The 20,259-nt window shown below is 67.9% G+C and carries 20 protein-coding genes, 1 other RNA gene and 1 pseudogene; 9 read left to right on the top strand and 13 right to left on the bottom strand.

Features of this window, described 5'->3' with window-relative positions:
* Positions 1 to 55 precede the first annotated feature (55 nt).
* The 4 genes from H6900_12555 to H6900_12540 form a co-directional block, all read right to left on the bottom strand.
* Positions 56 to 523, bottom strand: a complete 468-nt coding sequence (locus H6900_12555) for a hypothetical protein (protein ID MCC0074109.1) — start codon at positions 521 to 523, stop codon at positions 56 to 58.
* Positions 524 to 647: 124 nt separating this feature from the next.
* Positions 648 to 1,002, bottom strand: a transfer-messenger RNA (tmRNA) gene (gene ssrA / locus H6900_12550).
* A gap of 2 nt (positions 1,003 to 1,004) precedes the next feature.
* Positions 1,005 to 1,778, bottom strand: coding sequence for an ion transporter (locus H6900_12545; protein MCC0074108.1), 774 nt, complete (start codon positions 1,776 to 1,778; stop codon positions 1,005 to 1,007).
* A 9-nt stretch (positions 1,779 to 1,787) separates the two neighbouring features.
* Positions 1,788 to 2,588 carry a FadR family transcriptional regulator gene (locus H6900_12540; GenBank protein ID MCC0074107.1) on the bottom strand — a complete coding sequence of 267 codons (801 nt, stop codon included), beginning with the start codon at positions 2,586 to 2,588 and terminating at the stop codon, positions 1,788 to 1,790.
* 139 nt (positions 2,589 to 2,727) lie between these two features.
* Between H6900_12540 and H6900_12535 the strand changes: the two genes are divergently transcribed.
* From H6900_12535 to H6900_12510, 6 genes and pseudogenes are all read left to right on the top strand, one after another.
* Complete coding sequence (locus H6900_12535; protein MCC0074106.1) at positions 2,728 to 3,948, top strand: aminotransferase class V-fold PLP-dependent enzyme; 1,221 nt, start codon at positions 2,728 to 2,730, stop codon at positions 3,946 to 3,948.
* A 50-nt stretch (positions 3,949 to 3,998) separates the two neighbouring features.
* On the top strand, positions 3,999 to 5,345 hold the full coding sequence (locus tag H6900_12530) for a deoxyribodipyrimidine photo-lyase (GenBank protein MCC0074105.1): 1,347 nt from the start codon (positions 3,999 to 4,001) through the stop codon (positions 5,343 to 5,345).
* A gap of 73 nt (positions 5,346 to 5,418) precedes the next feature.
* A complete protein-coding gene (locus H6900_12525) occupies positions 5,419 to 6,630 on the top strand; it encodes a class I SAM-dependent methyltransferase (protein MCC0074104.1) in 1,212 nt (403 codons plus the stop codon).
* A gap of 32 nt (positions 6,631 to 6,662) precedes the next feature.
* Positions 6,663 to 7,127 carry a TrgA family protein gene (locus H6900_12520; protein MCC0074103.1) on the top strand — a complete coding sequence of 155 codons (465 nt, stop codon included), beginning with the start codon at positions 6,663 to 6,665 and terminating at the stop codon, positions 7,125 to 7,127.
* Positions 7,114 to 8,253 (top strand): NUDIX domain-containing protein, encoded by a 1,140-nt coding sequence (locus tag H6900_12515; GenBank protein ID MCC0074102.1) that lies wholly within the window; start codon positions 7,114 to 7,116, stop codon positions 8,251 to 8,253. The genes H6900_12520 and H6900_12515 overlap by 14 nt, the downstream gene beginning before the upstream one ends.
* 124 nt (positions 8,254 to 8,377) lie before the next feature.
* Positions 8,378 to 8,560, top strand: a pseudogene (locus H6900_12510) (hypothetical protein).
* 158 nt (positions 8,561 to 8,718) lie between these two features.
* Here the strand turns inward: H6900_12510 and H6900_12505 are convergent.
* From H6900_12505 to H6900_12495, 3 genes are read right to left on the bottom strand one after another with little or no spacing between them, the layout of a single operon-like run.
* On the bottom strand, positions 8,719 to 9,918 hold the full coding sequence (locus tag H6900_12505) for a multidrug effflux MFS transporter (protein MCC0074101.1): 1,200 nt from the start codon (positions 9,916 to 9,918) through the stop codon (positions 8,719 to 8,721).
* On the bottom strand, positions 9,915 to 10,550 hold the full coding sequence (locus H6900_12500) for a DsbA family oxidoreductase (GenBank protein MCC0074100.1): 636 nt from the start codon (positions 10,548 to 10,550) through the stop codon (positions 9,915 to 9,917). Before H6900_12500 ends, H6900_12505 begins: the two co-directional genes overlap by 4 nt.
* On the bottom strand, positions 10,547 to 12,064 hold the full coding sequence (locus tag H6900_12495) for an acyl--CoA ligase (GenBank protein ID MCC0074099.1): 1,518 nt from the start codon (positions 12,062 to 12,064) through the stop codon (positions 10,547 to 10,549). Before H6900_12495 ends, H6900_12500 begins: the two co-directional genes overlap by 4 nt.
* A 135-nt stretch (positions 12,065 to 12,199) precedes the next feature.
* On the opposite strand from H6900_12495, the gene H6900_12490 reads away from it, so the two are divergent.
* Entirely contained in the window at positions 12,200 to 12,823 is a 624-nt protein-coding gene (locus tag H6900_12490; protein MCC0074098.1) for a helix-turn-helix transcriptional regulator, read from the top strand.
* 61 nt (positions 12,824 to 12,884) lie between these two features.
* On the opposite strand, the gene H6900_12485 is transcribed toward H6900_12490, so the two are convergent.
* Entirely contained in the window at positions 12,885 to 13,013 is a 129-nt protein-coding gene (locus tag H6900_12485) for an entericidin (GenBank protein MCC0074097.1), read from the bottom strand.
* Positions 13,010 to 14,731, bottom strand: coding sequence for an ABC transporter substrate-binding protein (locus H6900_12480; GenBank protein MCC0074096.1), 1,722 nt, complete (start codon positions 14,729 to 14,731; stop codon positions 13,010 to 13,012). Before H6900_12480 ends, H6900_12485 begins: the two co-directional genes overlap by 4 nt.
* A gap of 430 nt (positions 14,732 to 15,161) precedes the next feature.
* On the opposite strand from H6900_12480, the gene H6900_12475 reads away from it, so the two are divergent.
* Positions 15,162 to 15,941, top strand: coding sequence for a 3-hydroxybutyrate dehydrogenase (locus H6900_12475; protein MCC0074095.1), 780 nt, complete (start codon positions 15,162 to 15,164; stop codon positions 15,939 to 15,941).
* Positions 15,926 to 16,966, top strand: coding sequence for a patatin-like phospholipase family protein (locus H6900_12470; protein ID MCC0074094.1), 1,041 nt, complete (start codon positions 15,926 to 15,928; stop codon positions 16,964 to 16,966). Before H6900_12475 ends, H6900_12470 begins: the two co-directional genes overlap by 16 nt.
* On the opposite strand, the gene H6900_12465 is transcribed toward H6900_12470, so the two are convergent.
* From H6900_12465 to H6900_12450, 4 genes are all read right to left on the bottom strand, one after another.
* Positions 16,963 to 17,679, bottom strand: coding sequence for a DUF502 domain-containing protein (locus H6900_12465; protein MCC0074093.1), 717 nt, complete (start codon positions 17,677 to 17,679; stop codon positions 16,963 to 16,965). The genes H6900_12470 and H6900_12465 overlap by 4 nt on opposite strands.
* Positions 17,680 to 17,809: 130 nt before the next feature.
* A complete protein-coding gene (locus H6900_12460) occupies positions 17,810 to 18,718 on the bottom strand; it encodes a pseudouridine-5'-phosphate glycosidase (GenBank protein ID MCC0074092.1) in 909 nt (302 codons plus the stop codon).
* Positions 18,715 to 19,608, bottom strand: coding sequence for a kinase (locus H6900_12455; protein ID MCC0074091.1), 894 nt, complete (start codon positions 19,606 to 19,608; stop codon positions 18,715 to 18,717). Before H6900_12455 ends, H6900_12460 begins: the two co-directional genes overlap by 4 nt.
* Positions 19,605 to 20,240, bottom strand: a complete 636-nt coding sequence (locus H6900_12450; protein ID MCC0074090.1) for a methyltransferase domain-containing protein — start codon at positions 20,238 to 20,240, stop codon at positions 19,605 to 19,607. Before H6900_12450 ends, H6900_12455 begins: the two co-directional genes overlap by 4 nt.
* Between the last annotated feature and the right edge of the window lie 19 nt (positions 20,241 to 20,259).

Raw genomic sequence — 20,259 nt, 5'->3', positions numbered from 1 at the left:
TGGCGCAACCCCGTGCGGGGGCTCGGGAGCGACAAAACCCGTGGCGCGCGCGCCGTTACTTGCGGAACTTGTCGAGGCTCACGACCTCGCCCGCCTTGTGCGGCTCGGGCTCGGAATGGAGGAGTTCGGCATCCTCGTCGTCCTCGTCCTCGTCGTCGTCCTCATCGTCGAGCTGGGTCTCGAATTTCAGGCCGAACTCGACCGAGGGATCGACGAAGGTCGAGATCGCGTCGAAGGGGATATAGAGCGGCTCGGGTTGATTGCCGAAATTCAGCGTCACTGCAAAGCCGCCATCGTCCACGGTCAGGTTCTCATACCAGTTCTGGATCACGATGGTGATCTCGTCGGGATAGCGCGCGCGCAGCCAGTCGGCCATCTCGACACCCGGGTAATGGGTGTTCAACGTGATGAAGAAGTGATGCGCGCCGGGCAGGCCGCCCTGCTCGACGCGGGTCATGACCTCGCGGATCAGACCGCGCATGGCCTGGTGCATGAGGTTGCCGTAATCGATTCCACGGTCCATGCCTGCCCCCGTTTCGTTTGGGCCAGCATAGGGTTTTCGCAGGCGAAGAAAAGCCTTCAGCGCATTCGCGGTTGCAGAAAACCGATCCGATCCGGGGCGTCGGCACGCGGCATGTGGTGGGGAAAGTGCAGGCTTCTGTTGCCAGGTGCCTGCGAACCCCGCCTGACGCGGCTAAGCGCCAGGACTTAGAATCGGTTTAGGTCAACTGCATTACGCAGCGACGGCCACCGGAGCACGGTTGTCATTGGCAACTGTACGTTTTGCACCGATAACGGTGGTCGCTCACCGGGACAAAGCAAACCCCTTTAGACGTTCGTCGATCCTGTTTCGGCCCCATTTGCCCCCAATGAAGGACTTTGGTGGAGCCGCCGGGTACCGCCCCCGGGTCCGATCCGATTATTCCGAGCGCGTTTATGTCCATAGTCCCCGTTGCCGGGAACAGCGCCAATATAGGCGCAGGGCGGCGCGGTCTCAAGGGGGGTCAGGTGTCGGGGCCGCCGTGTTGGCGATCCTCGCGCGCGTGGCGAATTGCGTCGGAAAAGGCGCCCGCCAGCATCCCGGTCGGCAGCGCGATGATGCCGATCCCGCACAGCGCGGTCACCGCCGCCAGGAACCGGCCCAGCGGCGTCACCGGCACCACATCGCCGTAGCCCACCGTGGTCAGCGTCTCGACCGCCCACCACATCGCCCGCGGGATCGATCCGAAGGCCTCGGGCTGGGCGGTGGATTCGACGAAATAGAGCAGGGTCGAGGCCGCCAGCATCAGCGCGAACGCCAGGCCAAAGGCCAGCGACAGCTCGGTCGATCGCGACCGGATGGCGACATAGACCAGATTCAGCGCCCGGCTGAACCGGCCCAGCCGCGCCAGCCGCACCAGCCGGGTCAGTTGCAGCAGCCGGAACACCGTGACCTCAAGCCCCAGGAAGGGCGTGACAAAGGTGACCATCACCGCCAGGTCCAGCAATGCAGCCGGCGACAGCGCATAATGCAGCATGCTGCGGACTTTGGGGTTCAGCGGCGCAACCCACAGCCGCAACAGGTATTCGATGGCGAAAAATACGAACAGCACCGTTTTCAGCCCGCTGGCCAGTCCGCCGTAATGGCGGATGAAATGGACCTCGGTTTCCATCACGCCGATGACCACCAGCAACAGGATGCAGGCGATCACCACCTGATTGAAACCCGACAGCCCGGGCCGGGTGTTCATTTCAGGGTCGATGACGGTCGAGAGCCGGTGACGCAGGGTTGCGGCCATGGTCGCGGTTCACTCCTCGAGGGGCGTCAGACGTTGCACGGGCGGCAGGCGCAGATCGCGCATCTTCGGTGGCCGCTCGACCGGCTGGGCATCGTCGGGGCCTCCGTTCGCGCGCTCGATCTCGAAGCTCCACAGCTCGGTCAGCGCGGCGCGCGTGTCCTCGACCCGGCCGCCCGCGATGCCATTGGCGATGCGCACATGATAGGACAGGTAGCGCGCGCGCAGCCGGGTGGGATACCCCCCCTCGGGCATCAGCGCGAACTCGGCCTCGACCAGGCCCTGCGTCAGCATCGCCATCGCCGCGTTCCCCGATGCCATGGCCAGCGCCAGGTTCATGCGCTTCATCGACGCGACGAAATCGGCCTCGGGCAAGGCGAAATCCGATTGCAGGTCGATCTCGGCGCGCAGGTCGGCGATGTCGGCCCGGCGCAACACCGCCAGATCGGCGCAGCCCAGTTGCATCTGGATGCGGGCCTCGGTCAGCAGCGGGCGATGGGCGTTGCCCTCGGCCCGGGTGGTGAGCGCGATCAGGGCCGCGATCTGCTCGCCCGCGACAGCCGGGTCGGGGCTGGTGACGAAGGCGCCGCCGCCCGCGCCGCGCCGCGACGCGATCAGCCCGCGCGCGGCCAGGCGGCCCAGGGCCTCGCGCAGGGTCGGGCGCGACACCTTGAAATGGGCGCACAGGTCGGCCTCGGACGGCAGCCGGTCGCCCGCAACGTAGTGACCCGAGACGATGTTGTCTTGCAAGAGTCCGGCGATCGCGGTGGCGCGATCGGGGCTCTTGCCCGCTGGGGGTAAGGGCGCTTTCATGGGGCGAACCTGCTCGATTCAAGGGTTTTTTATTGTCTGTCAATAGAATGTCAGACCTCGGAAGTCGTGTCAATCCGCCCGTTGCTCTGGTCGGCGGCCCGGCGCCGTCCTATCGTGCCCCGACAACAGGGAGATTCGCATGGTTCTGGACCTCGATTTCACGCGCGCCCAATTCCCGGCCTTTGCCGAGCCCGCCCTGCAAGGGCAGGCCTTCTTCGAGAACGCCGGTGGCAGCTATACCTGCAAGCCGGTCATTGACCGGCTGACGCGCTTCTACCACCAGCGCAAGGTCCAGCCCTATGGCCCCTACGAGGCCAGCCGCCTGGGCGGCGAGGAGATGGACGAGGCCCGCGCCCGCCTGGCGGCGCTGATGGGCGTCGCGACGGACGAGGTGTCCTTTGGCCCCTCGACCACGGCCAACACCTATGTGCTGGCGCAGGCCTTTCGCCAGCACCTGAAACCGGGCGATGCGATCGTCGTCACCAACCAGGACCACGAGGCCAACACCGGGCCCTGGCGCCGGCTGGCCGACAGCGGCATCGAGGTGCGCGAATGGCAGATCGACCCGGCGACCGGACACCTGCCGCTGGACCGGCTGGGCCCGCTGCTGAAAGGCGCGAAGCTGGTGTGCTTTCCCCATTGCTCGAACGTCGTGGCCGAGGTGAACCCCGTGGCCGAGATCGCCGCCATGGCCCATGCCGAGGGCGCCGTGGTCTGCGTGGACGGCGTCAGCTACGCGCCGCACGGCTTTCCCGACATCGCCGCGCTGGGGGCGGATATCTACCTGTTTTCCGCCTACAAGACCTATGGCCCCCATCAGGGAATTCTGGTCATCCGCCGCGCCCTGGGGATGGCGCTGCCCAACCAGGGGCACTATTTCAACGGCGACGACCTGTTCAAACGCTTTACCCCGGCCGGCCCCGACCACGCGCAGGTGGCCGCCTGTGCCGGGATGGCCGATTACATCGACGCGCAGGCCGCGCATCACGGCGGCGCGGGGCTGGACCCCAAGGGACGCGCGGCGCTGGTGCACGATCTGATGCGCGCGCATGAAACGGCGCTGCTGCAACCGCTGCTGGACTACCTGGGCGGCCGCAATGAATTGCGGCTGCTGGGGCCGAAACAGGCCGCGCGGCGCGCGCCCACGGTCGCCGTGATGGCCGAACGGCGCGGCGTCGATATCGCGCGCGATCTGGCCGGGCTGGGGATCATGGCGGGGGGCGGCGATTTCTATGCCGTCCGCGCGCTGGCGGCGCAGGGTGCCAATCCCGACCACGGCGTGCTGCGCATGAGCTTCGTCCATTACACCGCGCGTGCCGAGGTGGACCAACTGATCGCCGCGCTGGACCGGGTTCTGTGACACCGCTGATCGTGTGGTTCCGCCGCGATCTGCGGCTGGACGACAACCCGATGCTGGCCGCCGCCGCCGCGACGGGGCGCCCGCTGATCCCGGTGTTCGTGGCGGATGCGTCGGTGACGGGGCTGGGCGCGGCGGCCCGCTGGCGCATGGGGCAGGCGGTCGAAAGCTTCGCGCAACGGCTGGCCGGTCAGGGCGCGCGGCTGATCCTGCGCCGGGGGCCGGCGCTGACCGCGTTGCTGGACCTGGTGCGCGAGACCGGCGCGCAGGGCGTCTGGTGGGGGCGTCTCTATGAGCCGCAAACCCGCGATCGCGATCGCCTCATCAAGGACACGCTCAGGACCCTGGGTATCGAGGCGCGCTCTTTCGCCGGTCACACGTTGGCCGAACCGTGGGAGCTGCGCCCCGCAAGTGGCCAGTTCTACAAGGTTTTCACCCCGTTCTGGAGGGCGTTGCAGGGGCTGGGCGTCGCGCCGCCGGTGCCCGCGCCCGCCCGATTGACGCCCCCCGCCGAATGGCCCGGGTCCGAGGATCTGGCCAGTTGGCGACTGGGCGCTGCGATGAATCGCGGTGCCCCGGTGCTGGCCCGCTACGCCGAGACCGGCGAGGTCCGGGCGCAGGACCGGCTGGCGCGGTTCCTCGCCGGCCCCGTCGCCCGCTACGCCACAGAGCGGGATTTTCCGGCGCTTCCGGCGACCTCGGGCCTGTCCGAAAACCTGACCTATGGCGAGATCGGCCCGCGCCGCGTCTGGCATGCCGCACCTCAGGGTGCCGGGGGCGAGACCTTCCGCAAGGAGCTCGCCTGGCGTGACTTTGCCCACCACCTGATGTTCCACACGCCGCATCTGCTGACCGAGGCCTGGCGTCCAGAATGGGCCGGTTTTCCCTGGCAGGGCGAGAGTGACGCCACGGAAACATGGCGCCGCGCCCGCACCGGCGTGACGCTGGTCGATGCCGGATTGCGGCAGATGTATGTGACCGGCACCCTGCACAACCGGGTCCGTATGGTGGTCGCAAGTTATCTTACCAAGAACCTGATTTCCCATTGGAAAATCGGTATGGACTGGTTTGCGGACTGCCTGACGGACTGGGACCCGGCCTCGAACGCGATGGGGTGGCAATGGGTCGCCGGATCGGGCCCTGACGCAGCCCCGTATTTCCGCGTTTTCAACCCCGATACACAGGCTGATAAATTCGATAAATCAATGGCCTATAGAAGGACCTTCATAGCCGAGATCGCCCCGCATCCCGGCCCCGAGGCGCGGGCCTGGTTCGAGGCCGCGCCGCGCGCCTGGGGCCTTGAACCCGGGCAACCCTATCCCCGACCCCTGATCGATCCCGCCCAGGGTCGCCTGCGTGCGCTGGCGGCCTATCAGGCGTTTCGCGCGCGCGCCGGCTAATTTTTCTTTTGCAACCTGCGACTCGGGCGCTAGAGTTTCCCCAACAGAAGCAAAGACTTCGACAGGGGGACGCATGGAATTCCTGACCACCACCGACGGGCAGTCGGATCTTCCGCGCTATTTCAAGCCGGTCTTCGCCCAGCTTCAGGGAATGAATTACGGACGCCTCGACATCGTGCTGCCCGATGGGCGGCGGTTCCGCGCCCAGGGCCGCGAACCGGGCCAGGCGGCCGAGGTGCGTGTCCACAACCCCGACGCCTTTGCCCGCCTGATCCGCGAAGGTGACCTGGGCTTTGCCGACGCCTATATCGACGGATGGTGGAGCACCCCCGACCTTCAGGCGATGATGGATGTCGTGTTCAAGGACAACCCCGCGCTTCTGGACGATTTCACCGGCATGGCGCTGGTGCGCACCTATGAACGGGTTCGCCACTGGCTGCGCGGCAACTCGCGCAAGCAGGCGAAAAAGAACATCGCCTATCACTATGATCTTGGGAACGATTTCTATAAGCTGTGGCTCGATGACAGCATGACGTATTCCTCGGCGTTGTTCCGCACCGGACAGGAAAGCCTCGAGCGCGCCCAGGAACAGAAATACGAGGCGCTGGTGGATTCCCTGGGCCTGCAACCGGGCGATCATGTGCTGGAGATCGGCTGCGGCTGGGGCGGGTTCGCGGAATACGCCGCCGGCAAGCGCGGGCTCAAGGTCACCGGCCTGACCATCAGCCGGGCGCAGCACGATTTCGCCGTCGCGCGGATGCAACGCGCGGGTCTGGGCGACAAGGTCGAGATCAAGCTTCAGGACTACCGCGACGAGGTCGGCCGCTATGACGGCATCGCCTCGATCGAGATGTTCGAGGCGGTGGGCGAGAAATACTGGCCCACCTATTTCAATGCGGTGCGCGACCGGCTGAAGGAAGGGGCGCGGGCGACGATCCAGGTCATCACCGTGCCCAACGAGCGGTTCGCGACCTATCGCAAGAACGTGGATTTCATCCAGAAATACATCTTTCCCGGGGGCATGCTGATCTCGCCCGCGCGCTTTGCGCACGAAGCGCAGCAGGCGGGGCTGGGGTGGTTGGCCTCGATCGAGTTCGGCGAGAGCTACAGCCAGACCCTGCGCCGCTGGCACGAAACCTTTACCGAGACCTGGGACCGGATCCAGACACTGGGTTACGATGCCCGATTCAAGCGGATGTGGGACTTCTACCTCACCTCTTGCGCAGGCGCGTTTCACACGGGTATCTGTGACGTGACCCAGATCACCCTGCGCCGTCCCGCCTGACGGGGCCGCGCCGGGCACGGGCAGGAGGTGCCATGTTCACGTTGATTCAGCCGATCGCCGCCGTGTTGTTCGCGGTGTTCGCGGCCTATTGCTCGAAACAGTTCGAACTGATGCATTTCGGCGAGATGCGCGACGGCTCGACCTTGCCGCTCTGGGCGGCCGCCGTCGCCGCTGTGGTCGCCTGGCTGTTCGTCGGCCGCCGCATTGGCCGGGCGCTGTGGCATTCGATCTATCAGGGTGTGCAGGGGGTGGTCCTGGCGGCGGTGGCCATCACGGCGGTGACGGCCGTCGGCGAGGTTTTCTATCGCGGGTATCACCGGCGCTATGACGAACCGATGGAGGCCGTGACCGGCTATTTCTCGATCATCATCGACTGGCTGCGCGAAATGCTGGTGCAGGATTTCCTTGTGCTGACCCTCAGCGGCGGCGCGGTCATTGGCGTGATCCTGCATGTGCTCTGGGTCATGATGGAACGCCGCCGCAATGACCGGGGCTGAACCGCTCTTTCTCTATGGCACGCTGCGCCATCCGCCGCTCTATGCGGCCGTCGCCGGCGAGGCGTTGCGCGCGGCAGAGGCCCGGCTGGACGATCACGCGATCTGTCACGCCATGGCGCCGTCGGGGCGGTCGCTGGACTTTCCGCTGTTCACCGCGCGACCGGGCGCCGTGGCGCAGGGGCTGCTGGTTCATCCCGGCGCCCTGGCCCGCGAGCGGCTGGACGGCTACGAACGCGCCTTTGGCTATGACCCGGTGCCGATCACCGTCCAGCATGGGGGCCAGCCGGTCCGCGCGCAGATCTATCTGCCCCGCGCCGGCCTGTGGCAGGGCGGGGCGGACTGGTCGCTTCAGGCCTGGGTCGCGCGCGCCGGGGCGCTGGCGGTCGAGACCGTGGCCGAGGTCATGGCGCTGCTGCCCGATGCCACACCCGAGGCAATCATCGAACGCTATCCGATGCTCAAGGTCCGTGCCGCCAGCCGACTGCGCGCGCGCGCCGAACCCGCCCCCGCGACCCTGCGCCGGCAGGGCCGACCGGGCGACGTCGAAGTGGCGGCGCACAGGAGGCCCTACACCTGGTTCTTCGGGGTCGAGGAAACGGACCTGCGGTTTCGCCGGTTCGACGGCAGCCACAGCGAGACGGTCACCCGCGCCGGCTTCATCATGGGCGACGCGGTCACGGTTCTGCCCTATGACCCGGTGCGTGACACGGTGATGCTGGTCGAACAGTTCCGTTACGGGCCCTATGCGCGCGGCGACGCCAACGCCTGGTCGCTGGAGCCGATCGCCGGGCGCATCGACCCCGGCGAAACCCCCGAGGCCGCCGCCCGCCGCGAGGCGCTGGAAGAGGCGCGGCTGGACCTGAACCGGTTGCACCCGGTCGCGCGTTACTACGTCAGCCCGGGCGCGGTGACGGAATACATCGTCAGCTTCGTCGGCCTGGCAGCCCTGCCGCAGGCGGCCGAAGGGGTGAGCGGTCTCGAAACCGAGGCCGAGGATATCCGCGCCCATGTCATCCCGTTCGACCGCCTGATGGCGCTGCTCGACTCGGGCGAGGCCGAGAACGGCCCCTTGCTGATTTCAGCGCAATGGCTGGCGTTGAACCGCGCACGGCTGCGCCAAGGCTGACGCAGCGTCACGCAAAATCGGCACGCAAACGCACCGCCCTCAAAAAACGCCGCCTACGCCTTGGTTTTGCCGGAATCGGCGCGCCTGACTGGCCGCATTGTGCGCCCATGATGGAGGAAAAGCCATGCGCAGAATATTGTTTTCAATGAAGTATTTTTTGGCCCGCGTTGATGGGGCCGTAACGGTGGATTGGGTGGTTCTGGCGGCGGCGGTCACCGGGTTGGGACTGGCCGCGGTGTCGTCGGTGCGTGATGGCACGGGAAGCCTGGCCACCAGCATCAGCGACACGCTCAGCGGTGCAACGGTGGCACAATTGGGCACGTTGGGCACCGATGGACAGCCCGTCCCGACCGAGATCATCCTGGTCATCGACCCGCCTGTCCTGATCGCGCCACCGCCACCCGTCCTGCTTGCGCCGCCGCCCGTCTGAGCGTGACCCCCGCCGCGCGCGGCGGTCCGAACCCCTCAACCGACGCGGCGGGCCAGCGCCATGCAGGCCGCCGACCCAAGCAATGCCAGAAGAACCCCGGCGGCCAGAACCGCCGGGTCCCCCGCGACGAAATGTGCCAACAGGGCCGCCAGAAAGGCCGCGCACATCGTCGAAACCCCGCCCGCGACCGACGCCGCCATACCCGCGACATGGCCCATCGGCTCCAGCGTCAGGGCGTTCAGATTGCCGACCAGAAAGCCGATGGTGAAAAACTGGATCAGCATCATCGCCACGAACAGCGCAAAGCCGGCAAAGGGCAGGTGCAGGCCGAACCCCAGCAGGCACAGCGACACCATGGCCAGTTGCATGCCCAACGCCACAGTCACCATCCGCTGCATCCCGAACCGCATCACCAGGCGCGCGTTGAGCAGGCTGGCCGGGGCCGACAGCAGCGCGACCATTGCGAACCACGAGGGAAACTCGTCCGCCCGGTCAAAGGCCGTGTCGAACAATTGCGCGACGGTGCTCAGCCACAACAGCATGGTGGTGAAGGTAAAGGTCATCGCCGCCAGATAGAGCCGCACCTGCGCGTGCCCCAGCACCGTCTTCAGCGCGCTCCACAACGGGCCGATCGCCAGGGGCCGGCGGTTCTCGGGCGCCAGTGTCTCGGGCTGGCGCAGGCCCAGCCACAGCAGGGTCACCGCGCCAAACACCAGAAAGCTGACGAAGATCGCGCGCCAGCCAAAGGCCGCCCCCACGAGCGAGCCCACAAAGGGCGCGACGGCGGGAAACAGCGTGAACACGGTCATGCCAAAGGACACAACGCGCGCCATCTGCCGCCCCGCGTAGAGGTCACGCACCATCGCCTGACTGACGGTCCGCGGCGCCGAGGTTCCCAGCCCCTGCACAAAGCGCGCGGCCAGCAGGACCGCCAGGTTCTGCGACAGGGCCGCCACCACCGCGGCGACCATATACAGCACGATGCCCGCCAGCATCACGGGCTTGCGCCCGAACGCGTCCGAGATCGGCCCCATGGTAAAGGTGCCCAGCCCCAATCCGACCATGAAGACCGTGATGACCAGTTGCGCCTGTTCGGGCGCATGGGGCGCCAGGTCCTCGCCGATGGGGCGCAGCAAGGGCAACATCGCGTCCACCGAATAGGCAACCGTGGCCATGAGCAGCGCCAGCAGCGCGACGAATTCGGGGAAAGGCAGGGGTTTGCGGCGGGGGGTCATGCGCTGGCCACCAGATCGTCGATGAGCCGGGTCCAGACCTCGGCCGGTTGCGCGCCCGTCAGGACGTATTTGCGCCCGATCAGGAACCCGGGCACGCCGCCCAGGCCGCGTTCGCGGATCATGGCATCGCGTTCGCGGATGTCCTGGGCATCGGCATCGGTGGCCAGAAGCCGCGCGGTCATCGTGGCATCCATCCCCGCCGCGCCGGCAACCTCGGACAGGACGGCGGCATCGCCGATGTCGCGCCCTTCGGCGAAATAGGCGCGAAACAGCGCGCTGACGACCGCATTCTGGCGCCCCTCGAGCCCGGCCCAATGGATCAGCCGGTGGGCATCCAGCGTCGCGGGCGTGCGCGTGATCCGCTCCAGGTGGAACGGCAGGCCGGCGGCCTCGGCGGCTTGCTGAATTGGCAAATAGGCTTTCAGGATACCGTCCGCGTCGCCGAACTTGGCCTGCATATAGGCCAGCCGGTCCATGCCGGCAGGCGGCATCGCGGGGTTCAGCATGAACGGGTGCCACTCGATGAGGAACGGGTGATCGGGCCGCTGCTCCAGCGCGGATTCGAGCCGGGCCTTGCCAATATAGCACCAGGGGCAGATCGGGTCCGAGAAGATGTCGAGTTTGGTGGTCATTCCGGGCTCCATCCCTGCCGCAGCGCGCGGCGGTTGATCTTGGCGTTGGCGCCCTTGGGCAGCGCGTCGAGGGGGCGAAACAGCCGCGGTTGCTTGTATCGGGCCAGGTGGTGCGCCGCGTGGTCGGCCAGCGCGCCCTCGGTCACGGGCACCGCGCCGGGCACATAGAACAGCCCGATCACGCTGACGCCATCGCGGACCGGCACCTCGACCGCGGCGCATTCGGCGATGCCCGGGTGCATGGCCATGACATGCTCCACCTCGAGCGGCGAGACGCGGTAGCCGCCCGCGTTCATCATGTCGTCGTCGCGCCCCAGGTAGCGGATCGCGCCGTCGCTCTCCATGCGGACCGTGTCGCCGGTGAGGAACCAGCCCCTGGCGAATTTCGCCGCCGTTTCTTCAGGCTGGCCCCAATAGCCCAGGAACAGGCCGGGGTCGTCCGCGCCGACCGCCAGCACCCCCGCCTCGCCGCGCGCGACCGGGCTGTGATCGGGGCCCAGAACGGCGATCCGGCGGCCCGGCTGCGCATAGCCCGCGGTCCCCGCGGGCGCGGGCCGGCCGGGGGCGGCCGATACATAGGTGGACACTTCGGACATGCCGAGCGCCTCGTAGATCGGCGTGCCGGTGGCCTGGGTCCAGGCGTGGCGCGTGCCCTCGGGCAGCGTCTCGCCGGCCGACAGCCCGTGCCTGAGCCGTGGCATCGGCGCCAGCGGCGCGCGCAGCATCTGCCGGTAGACCCCCGGCGCCGCTGCAAAGATCGTCGCGTCGAAGCGTTTCAGCAGCAGCGGCAATTGCGCGGGCGTGACCCCGGCACCTGGGATGAGGGCGGTCGCGCCGATGGCCCAGGGGTCCAGCAGTCCGGTGCCCAGGGTGTAGGTCCAGTTGAATGCGCCGGCGTGCAGCAGCCGGTCCTCGGGCGTCAGCCCATACCAGCCTTGCCACATCAGCCGCCGCGCCCAGACCGCGCGATGCGCGTGCATGACCGCCCGCGGTCGCCCCGAGGTGCCCGACGTAAAGATCAGATAGGCCAGCCGGTCGGGCGCACCCATCGCCCAGTCACAGGGCGGAAGCGCGCGCATGGCGTGCAGGGCAGGGATGTCGATCACCCGCGCCGCGCCCTCGGGCAGCGCGATGCCGGGCGCCGCGACCACCGCCGCGGGGGCAATTTGCGCGGCCATGGCGGTGATCTCGTCGGTGGTCAGCTGCGACGAGGTCGGCACGGGCACCAGACCGGCGGTGATCGCCCCCAGAAAGGCCAGCGGAAAATCCACCGTGTTGCCCAGCCGCAGCAACACCCGGTCGCCGGGCGCCAGGCCCAGGGCGATCAGCCCCGTGCCGATCCCCCGCACCGCCGCGCCGAGCGCCGCATAGGACCAGCGTTCCGCGCCCGAGAGGGTCAGGATCTGCAAGGCGATCTTGTCGGGCGTGCACGACCCGGCCCCCAGAACGTGGCGCGCCAGGTTGAACAGGGCAGGCGGCGGTGCCGGGGGACCAGAGTCAATTAACGCGTGCATGGAATCGAGCTAACCTTTTGCGCTTTCCGGGGCAAGAGGGCGCGGGCCCGCCATCCGTCCGGGCGCCATGCCGGCGGGCGCCGTCTTTGGCGGCATCTCGACATTCGCGCCGTTTTGGCGCAGAACGCGCCCATCATGAGCGATCTGTCCAACCCGATGATCTCGCGCATTGTCCGTTCCGACGGCGAAGAGGCGCTGGCAACCCCGGTCGATCTGGCCGAGCGCGTGCGCGCGCTGCGCAAGGATCGCGGCTGGACGCTCGAGCAGGCGGCGCAGGCCGCGGGGCTGGCGCGCTCGACACTGTCCAAGATCGAGAACGGCCAGATGTCGCCCACCTACGACGGGCTGAAGAAGCTGGCCGAGGGGTTGGGCATTTCCGTGCCCCAGTTGTTCACCCCGCCGCGCAACACCGCGCCGGGTGGGCGCATGACCACCACCCGCGCGGGCGAGGGCGAGGCCCATGTCACCACGACCTACGAGCACGAGTTGCTGTCGGGTGGGCTGACGCGCAAGTCGATGCTGCCCTACCGCGCCCGGATCCGGGCCCGATCCTTTGAGGATTTCGACGGTTGGGTGCGCCACGATGGTGAGGAATTCCTGTATGTGCTGACCGGCCAGATCCGGTTGCTGACAGAATTCTACGCGCCGATCGACATGAAGCGCGGCGACAGCGCCTATTACGATGCGTCGATGGGGCACAATGTCATCAGCCTCAGCCCCGAGGATGCCACGATCCTCTGGGTCACGTCGCTGGATTAGGCGCCAGACCCGGCGACACCGGCCCGACAGACACACGACCGGGCGCGCGCCGGGGTCGGGGTCAGTGGCTGAACCACCCCCGCACCGCGTTGGCGCCGCCCGAGATGTCGCGGCCGATCCCTTCGACGGTGTTGCAGCCGGCCAGTGTGGCCAGCATCAGCGCAAGGGCAAGCACGAGTTTTGAGTTCATTCCTGAAACCACCATACTTCGGGCAGGAAGCCGGTCCAGTCACCATATATGGGCAAGGTTGCGGGATAATGCAACCCTTGGGCCACCGCCAATCGGCTGACGGGCGCATACCAGAAGGGGATGACATAGCGCCCGGCCATCAGCACCCGGTCGAGCGCGCGCACCGCGGCGGTGAAATCCGCCTCGGTCCGCGACCCCAGCATGGTGGAGATCATCGCCTCGACCGCGGGGTCGTGAACCCCGGCCCAGTTGCGGGTGCCCGGATCGCTGACGCCGTTTGCGCCCCAATACAGCGTCTGTTCGTTGCCCGGGCTCAAGGACATCAGGCGCAGAAGATAGGTCATGTCGAAGTCGTAGCCATTGGTGCGCTGGACGTATTGCGCCGGGTCGATCACCGTCACACGCGCCGCGATCCCCAGGGTTTGCAGGGATTCGACATAGGCGCTGGCGATGGTCTGATAGTCGGTCTGCCCCTGCATCAGAAGGATTTCGAAGCGGAACGCATCGCCGGCCGCATTGCGCAGCACGCCCTCGGCATCGGGCCGCCATCCCGCCTGGTCCAGCAGCCGCGTCGCCGCGCGCAGGTTGCGCCGGTTGGCGCGGCCATCGCTGACGGGCAGCGCGTAGCCGTCCAACGCGCCGGGGGGCAGGTCATCGGCAAAGGGCGACAGCAGCGCCCGCACGCGCCCCTCGGCCGGGCCGGGCCGCATCCCGAGAACCGAGTTCCCGAAATAGGAGGCGATGCGCGGCTCGGCGCCGCCGGTGACGGTGGTGTTGATGCGTTCGAAATCAAAGGCCAGGATCAGCGCCTCGCGCACCCGCCAATCCGCGAATTGCGGCCGGCGGGTGTTGAACACGAACCCCGACATCCCCGAGGGGCGCTGGTGTGGGATATCGACCCGGCGCACGCGGCCATCGGTCACGGCGGGGAAATCGTAGCTGTCGGCCCAGCGGGCGGCGTTCGGCTCGCGCCACACGCTGATGAGACCGCTCTTGAAGGCCTCGAACGCGACCGAGGCGTCGCTGTAGTATTCATAGCGGATTTCGTCGAGATTGTTCTGGCCGCGAAAAAAGGGCAGGTCGTTGCCCCACCAGTTGGCGACCCGCCGAAAGGTGATCGAACGCCCCGGATCGACCTCGGCCACCTCATAGGGGCCCGAGCCGATCACCGGGGTCAGCCCGGACTCGGCGAATTCCCGCCCACCCGCGCTCACGTCGAATTGAGACCGTTGCAGGATCGGGCGCAGGCCCAGGATCAGCGGCAACTCGCGGTCGGGTTCGGTAAAGGTGACGCGGATCGACCGCGGCCCGACCTGTTCGATCGCGGCGATCTTGTCCCAGGCGGTGCGGTAGCGGGGGTGCCCCTGGGTGCCCAGCGTCTCGAAGGACCAGAGCACATCGGCCACCGTGACGGGGCTTCCATCCGAGAATCGGGCCTCGTCGCGTAACGTGAAGGTGACGAAATCGCGGTCCGAATCGGTCTCGACGGACTCGGCCAGAACGCCATACAGGGTAAACGGCTCGTCGTAACTGCGACCCAGAAGCGATTGAACCGTCAGCAGGTTGACGCCCCAGGGCGCCGATCCGCGCAGGATGAAGGGATTGAGCGAATCAAACCCGCCGATTTCCGCGAAAACGATTCGCCCGCCCTGGGGTGCATCGGGGTTCGCATAGGGCAGGAACGCGAAATCTGGTGGCAGGGCCGGGTCGCCATACATAGCGATGCCATGCGTCGGCAGGTCCTGCGCGGGGCTGGTCGAGGGGACGAATACCAGCGCGGCAAGGGTCAGAACGGAAACAATCCATGGGTGAAAGCGGTGATTTCTGCGCATGGTCGAAACGATCCCCCGAGGCCGTTGGCGTTCGCGACCTGCCTACAGGGGGGGCGGCTGGCTGTAAACTTTAAGCTTGGAGTCGTCTCAAGGATTGGCTATAAGTAACTCACTGCTCGATAGGTTTCTTGCCTGTATGAAACCTGCCTCAACGACTGACGCCCGCCTTGTGCGGGCGTTTTTTTTACGCCGCGCGGTGTCTGGGTCGGGCCGAATTGTTCCCGCTAACGTGTAGTCGCTCGCCCGAATTCGCTCTGGCCTGCGCGGGTGCGGCGCGTATGCTGCGCATGCGAACCAACATCGACAGGAGAGTCAGATGGACAAGCCGCTCACGGGCCGCCGCGCGATCGTCACGGGATCGAACTCGGGCATCGGGCTGGGCACCGCCGAGGCCCTGGCCGCCGCCGGCGCCGAGGTCGTGCTGAATTCCTTTACCGACCGCGACGAGGATCACGCGCTGGCGCAGGACCTGGCCCGGCGCCACGGCACGACCGTGCGCTACATCAAGGCCGACATGTCCAAACCCGAGGACTGCCGCGCGCTGGTGGAGCAGGCCGGGGGATGCGACATCCTGGTGAACAACGCCGGCATCCAGCACGTCGCCCGGATCGAGGAATTCCCGATCGACAAGTGGAACGCGATCCTCGCGATCAACCTGAGCTCGGCCTTTCACACCACCGCGGCCGCGCTGCCGGGCATGTATGACAAGGGCTGGGGACGGATCGTCAACATCGCCTCGGCGCACGGGCTCAGGGCCTCGCCGTTCAAATCGGCCTATGTCGCGGCCAAGCACGGCATCGTCGGCCTGACCAAGGTGACCGCTCTGGAAGCCGCCGGCAAGGGGATCACCGCGAACGCGATCTGTCCGGGCTATGTGCTGACACCGCTGGTCGAAGCCCAGATCCCCGATCAGATGAAGACGCACAACATGGACCGCGAGACGGTCATCCGCGAGGTCATGCTGGACCGCCAGCCCTCGCGCCAGTTCGCCACGGTCGAGGAAATCGGCGGCACCGCGGTCTTCCTGTGTTCGGCCGCGGCGGCGCAGATCACCGGCACGACCCTGTCGGTGGATGGTGGCTGGACCGCCGCGTGAGGACCCGCAAACGCATCAACCTGGCGCTTCAGGGTGGGGGCGCGCATGGCGCCTTCACCTGGGGCGTGCTGGACCGCCTGCTGGATGACGATTGGCTCGAGATCGCGGCGATCTCGGGCACCTCGGCCGGGGCGCTGAACGGCGCGGCCTTCAAGGCGGGCATGGCGACCGGCGGGCGTGACGGCGCGCGCGCGGCGCTGCGCGCCCTGTGGGAGCGCGTCGGCGCGTTCGAATTCAACGACGTGCCCGGCATCGACTGGTTCAAGCCCTTCATGGCGGGCGCGGAATACGCCGCTTCGGTCGCCGAAAGCTTCATGCCGGTGTCGCCCGCCGAACTGGCCGCGCAGATGGTCAGCCCCTATGACTGGGGCCCGCTGTGGTCGAACCCGTTGGAGCCCGCCGTGCGCGCGCTCAAGATCGACGAGGTGCACGCGCACGCCGGACCGCGGCTTTTCGTGGCGGCGACCAATGTGCACACCGGCAAGGTGCGCGTCTTTGGCGACGCCGAGGTCACGCATGAGGCAATCCTCGCCTCGGCCTGCCTGCCGACCTTTTTCAAGGCGGTCGAGATCGACGGCCAGCACTATTGGGACGGCGGCTATTCGGCCAATCCGGCGCTGCATCCGCTGTATGATCCGGGCCTGCCGGACGACGTGGTGATCGTCTCGCTGAACCCGCTCTTTCGCCCCGAAGTGCCGGACAACGTGCAGGAAATCCTGAACCGTATCAACGAGATCAGCTTCAACGCCGCGCTCTTGCGCGATCTCAGGGCGATCGCCTTCGTCAAGCGTCTGATCGCCCAGGGGGCGGTGCAAAAGGGCGCGATGAAGGACGTTCTGGTGCATCTCATCGACGACGAGCCGCTGATGCGCAGCCTTTCGGTGCGCACCAAGATCGCGCCGACGCCCCTGCTGCTGGATCGGCTGTTCGAGGCCGGGCGCAAGGCCGCCGACCGCTTCCTGGCGGCCCATGCCAAGGACCTGAACAAGCGCGCGACGGTCGATCTGGTGGCGATGTTCGACTAGTCGCGCCGCCGCTTGCCGCCGCGCACCTGGCCCGGCCGATCGGGATCGGGCGAGACCAGCCCGGCCGAAATGATCAGTTTGGCGGCGTCCTCGATCGACATGTCCAGGGTAATGACCGTCGATTCCGGCACGAACAGCAAGAACCCCGAGGTCGGGTTGGGCGTGGTCGGCAGGAAAACCGAGATCAACCGGTCCTCGCCGCTGGCCTCGGTCAGCTTGCGCGCGATCTCGCCCTTGGTCTCGGTCGAGACAAAGGCGACCGCCCACAGGCCCGGACGCGGGTATTCCACAAGGCAGGCCTTGCTGAACGAGGTGCTCGAGGTCGAGAACACCGTTTCCGCGATCTGTTTCAGCCCGTTGTAGATCGACCGCACGACCGGCATCCGGGCCACCAGGTCCTCGCCCCACTGGATCAGGCTGCGGCCGATGTAGCCCTTGGCCAGCCAACCGACCAGCAGCGTGAAAACCAGCGCGATGATCAGGCCGATCCCGGGCAGGTTCAGGATATCGAGGCGCGTGTAGCCTTCGGGCAGGAACCGCTGGACGAACCCTTCGGGGATCAGCGGCATGACCCGGCTGTCCACGAATTCAACGACCGTGGTGATCAGCCAGATCGTCAACACCGCCGGAGCGACGATGACCAGCCCCGTCAGGAACGAGGCCCGCAGGCCGGCGAGCAACCCCCGGCGTGGCGGGCGTGGACTATGGGTCATGATGTCACGGGTCCAAAGGGCGCAGGGCCTGAGGGATATGGGCAAGACGGGTCCCGCGCGCAAGGGGCGCGGCGGGGAAATCCGGTCGAAGAAATGTCAGGCAAATCAGCGCGACGGGCGCAAAGGAATGTCAGACCAATTCAGCGGCGATCCGTGCCGCCAGGCGGGCGTTGTTCAGCACCAGGGCGGTGTTCGCGGTCAGCGACCGGCCGTCGGTCAGCTCGAAAATGCGTTGCAGCAGGAAGGGGGTGACGGCCTTGGCGGCGATGCCGCGGGCCTCGGCCTCGTCCAGGGCGGTTTCGATCACCGGCAGGATCTGTTCGCGCGGAATCTCGGCCTCGGCCGGGATCGGGTTGGCCACCAGTTGCCCGCCCGCGATCCCCAGGGCCGCGCGCATCCGGTGGGCGGCGGCGATCTGCTGGGGATGGTCCATCCGCACCGGGGCCTTCAACCCCGAGGCGCGCGACCAGAAGCCCGGCAGTTCGTCCTGCCCCACGGCGATGACCGGCACGCCCAGGGTTTCGAGAACCTCGAGCGTCTTTGGCAGATCGAGGATCGCCTTGGCGCCGGCGGCGACCACGGTAACCGGCGTTTTCGCCAGTTCGTGCAGATCGGCCGAGATGTCGAAGCTGGTCTCGGCTCCGCGATGCACGCCGCCGATCCCGCCGGTGGCAAAGACCGCGATCCCGGCCAGATGGGCGCAGATCATCGTCGCCGCGACCGTCGTTGCGCCGGTGCGGCCCTGCGCGACGCAGACCGCCAGATCGGCGCGCGACAGTTTCATCACGCCCTCGGCCCGGCCCAGACGGTCCAGATCGGCGGCCTCCAGCCCGATGTGCACCGTCCCGTCCAGCACCGCGATGGTGGCCGGAACCGCGCCCGCCCCACGCACCGCGTCCTCGACCGCGCGGGCGGTCTCGACGTTCTGCGGCCACGGCATCCCATGGGTGATGATGGTTGATTCCAGGGCCACCAGCGGCAGGCCCCGGGCGCGGGCCTCGCGCACCTCGGTCGAAAAGGTCAGCGGAAGAGTGGTCATGGCGTTCCCTCGTCTTGGGCCACATAGGCGGCGGCGGCGGCCTGGGCACGGGTCAGGGCCTCGGGCCGGGTGGCGCCGCGGGTTTCGGCAAAGAGATGCGCGGCCATGAACGTGTCGCCGGCCCCGGTGACGCGGCGGGCCTGCACGGGATGGGCGGCGACGGTCAGGGTCGGCGCGTCGAGTCGGGCGTCCGAGGCGTCGCGGGCGCCATCGGTGACCAGCGCGCGCGGCGCACCGGCGGCGACCAGCGCCTCGGCGGCGGCGCGACTGTCGGAATGGTCCCGGCCGGTGAGCAGGCTGGCCTCTTGCCGATTCACGTAAAGCACGGTGCCGGGATGCGCCAGCAGGGGCAGCAGGCGTTCGGCCTTGCCGGGGCTGGCGGGGGCGACGCGCAGATCGGCCCCGTCAAAGGCGGGTGCGCCGGCGATGCGGCCCAACAGGTCCGCCGTCAGGTTGCCATCCAGCGCGATGGGCCCGCGCCAGGGCGCCCCGGGTCGGCCCAGGCGGCCGTCGGTCAGGGGCGCCAGGATCGCGTCGTCGCAGGCTTCCAGCGTGTGCGCGTCGGCAATTGCGGCGACCAACCCGCCCGCGTCCTCGATCGCCATGTAGCGATCCGTGGGCCGATCGGTCCGCAGGGCGAAATCGGGGATCACGCCCAGGTGGCGCACGGCCTCGATCAGTTCGCGCCCCTCGGCATCGCGGCCGATCGCCGTCAGCACGGCGGGCCGCATCCCGAACCGGGCCAGCGTCATCGCGATGTTCATCGCCACGCCGCCGGGCAGGCGCGTGATCTGGCCGGCCACGTCGCCCCTGCTGCGCAAGGCGCCCCGGGTGCGGCCGATGATGTCCCAAAGGACCGAGCCGATGCAGAGAATGTCAGGCGTGGTCATGTCTTGCGGAATGTCACGATCAGGGCATGGTCGGCGGCATGGGCGGGGTCGCGCCGCCGCGCCGCCTCGCCGTAGATCGACACCTCGGCGCGGTCAAGCCCGCCGATCCGTTCCCCCAGGGCATCAAGCGCCCGGGCAAATCCCAGCGCCTCCCAGACCGCGGCATTGACCGACAGGGCGAAGACGGCGCCGGGCCGGGCGATGGCCAGCAGCGGGGCGAGCGCCTCGGGGCCGACATGGCCATGGGTGAAGGTGCCCGAGCTGACGATACCGGCATACTCGGCGGGCAAGGGCAGGGGCCGGGTCACGTCGGCGGCGGTCAGGCGTCGATAGAGACCCTTGCGCGCCGCCCGGTCGAGCATCGCCTCCGACAGGTCCACCGCGTCGATGGCGCCCCGGTGGCCCATCCCCCTGAGCGCCGCCGCCAAAAGCCCGGTGCCCGCGCCGACATCCAGCACCGGGCCCGGCGGCGGGTCCGAGCGCAGCCAGGCGGCCGCGGTCTCGGCCGGCAGGCGATAATCCATGCCGGCGGCAAAATCGGAATCGTAACTGTCTGCCCAGTCGGCATAGAGCCGCCGGCAGGCGTCGGCGCCGTCCAGCGCATAGGCACCTGAGAGATCGGGGGTCGTCATCGCGTCATTGGTGCACGGC

The sequence above is a fragment of the Rhodobacter sp. genome (assembly GCA_020637515.1).
GTDB lineage: Bacteria > Pseudomonadota > Alphaproteobacteria > Rhodobacterales > Rhodobacteraceae > Pararhodobacter.
This window is presented reverse-complemented; position numbering and strand designations above follow the sequence as displayed.

Bases quoted from the DNA above. Each gene is read 5' to 3' on its own strand.
- H6900_12555 (MCC0074109.1), bottom strand. From the start codon at position 523: ATGGACCGTGGAATCGATTACGGCAACCTCATGCACCAGGCCATGCGC.
- H6900_12545 (MCC0074108.1), bottom strand. From the start codon at position 1,778: ATGGCCGCAACCCTGCGTCACCGGCTCTCGACCGTCATCGACCCTGAA.
- H6900_12540 (MCC0074107.1), bottom strand. From the start codon at position 2,588: ATGAAAGCGCCCTTACCCCCAGCGGGCAAGAGCCCCGATCGCGCCACC.
- H6900_12535 (MCC0074106.1), top strand. From the start codon at position 2,728: ATGGTTCTGGACCTCGATTTCACGCGCGCCCAATTCCCGGCCTTTGCC.
- H6900_12530 (MCC0074105.1), top strand. From the start codon at position 3,999: ATGCTGGCCGCCGCCGCCGCGACGGGGCGCCCGCTGATCCCGGTGTTC.
- H6900_12525 (MCC0074104.1), top strand. From the start codon at position 5,419: ATGGAATTCCTGACCACCACCGACGGGCAGTCGGATCTTCCGCGCTAT.
- H6900_12520 (MCC0074103.1), top strand. From the start codon at position 6,663: ATGTTCACGTTGATTCAGCCGATCGCCGCCGTGTTGTTCGCGGTGTTC.
- H6900_12515 (MCC0074102.1), top strand. From the start codon at position 7,114: ATGACCGGGGCTGAACCGCTCTTTCTCTATGGCACGCTGCGCCATCCG.
- H6900_12505 (MCC0074101.1), bottom strand. From the start codon at position 9,918: ATGACCCCCCGCCGCAAACCCCTGCCTTTCCCCGAATTCGTCGCGCTG.
- H6900_12500 (MCC0074100.1), bottom strand. From the start codon at position 10,550: ATGACCACCAAACTCGACATCTTCTCGGACCCGATCTGCCCCTGGTGC.
- H6900_12495 (MCC0074099.1), bottom strand. From the start codon at position 12,064: ATGCACGCGTTAATTGACTCTGGTCCCCCGGCACCGCCGCCTGCCCTG.
- H6900_12490 (MCC0074098.1), top strand. From the start codon at position 12,200: ATGAGCGATCTGTCCAACCCGATGATCTCGCGCATTGTCCGTTCCGAC.
- H6900_12485 (MCC0074097.1), bottom strand. From the start codon at position 13,013: ATGAACTCAAAACTCGTGCTTGCCCTTGCGCTGATGCTGGCCACACTG.
- H6900_12480 (MCC0074096.1), bottom strand. From the start codon at position 14,731: ATGTATGGCGACCCGGCCCTGCCACCAGATTTCGCGTTCCTGCCCTAT.
- H6900_12475 (MCC0074095.1), top strand. From the start codon at position 15,162: ATGGACAAGCCGCTCACGGGCCGCCGCGCGATCGTCACGGGATCGAAC.
- H6900_12465 (MCC0074093.1), bottom strand. From the start codon at position 17,679: ATGACCCATAGTCCACGCCCGCCACGCCGGGGGTTGCTCGCCGGCCTG.
- H6900_12460 (MCC0074092.1), bottom strand. From the start codon at position 18,718: ATGACCACTCTTCCGCTGACCTTTTCGACCGAGGTGCGCGAGGCCCGC.
- H6900_12455 (MCC0074091.1), bottom strand. From the start codon at position 19,608: ATGACCACGCCTGACATTCTCTGCATCGGCTCGGTCCTTTGGGACATC.
- H6900_12450 (MCC0074090.1), bottom strand. From the start codon at position 20,240: ATGACGACCCCCGATCTCTCAGGTGCCTATGCGCTGGACGGCGCCGAC.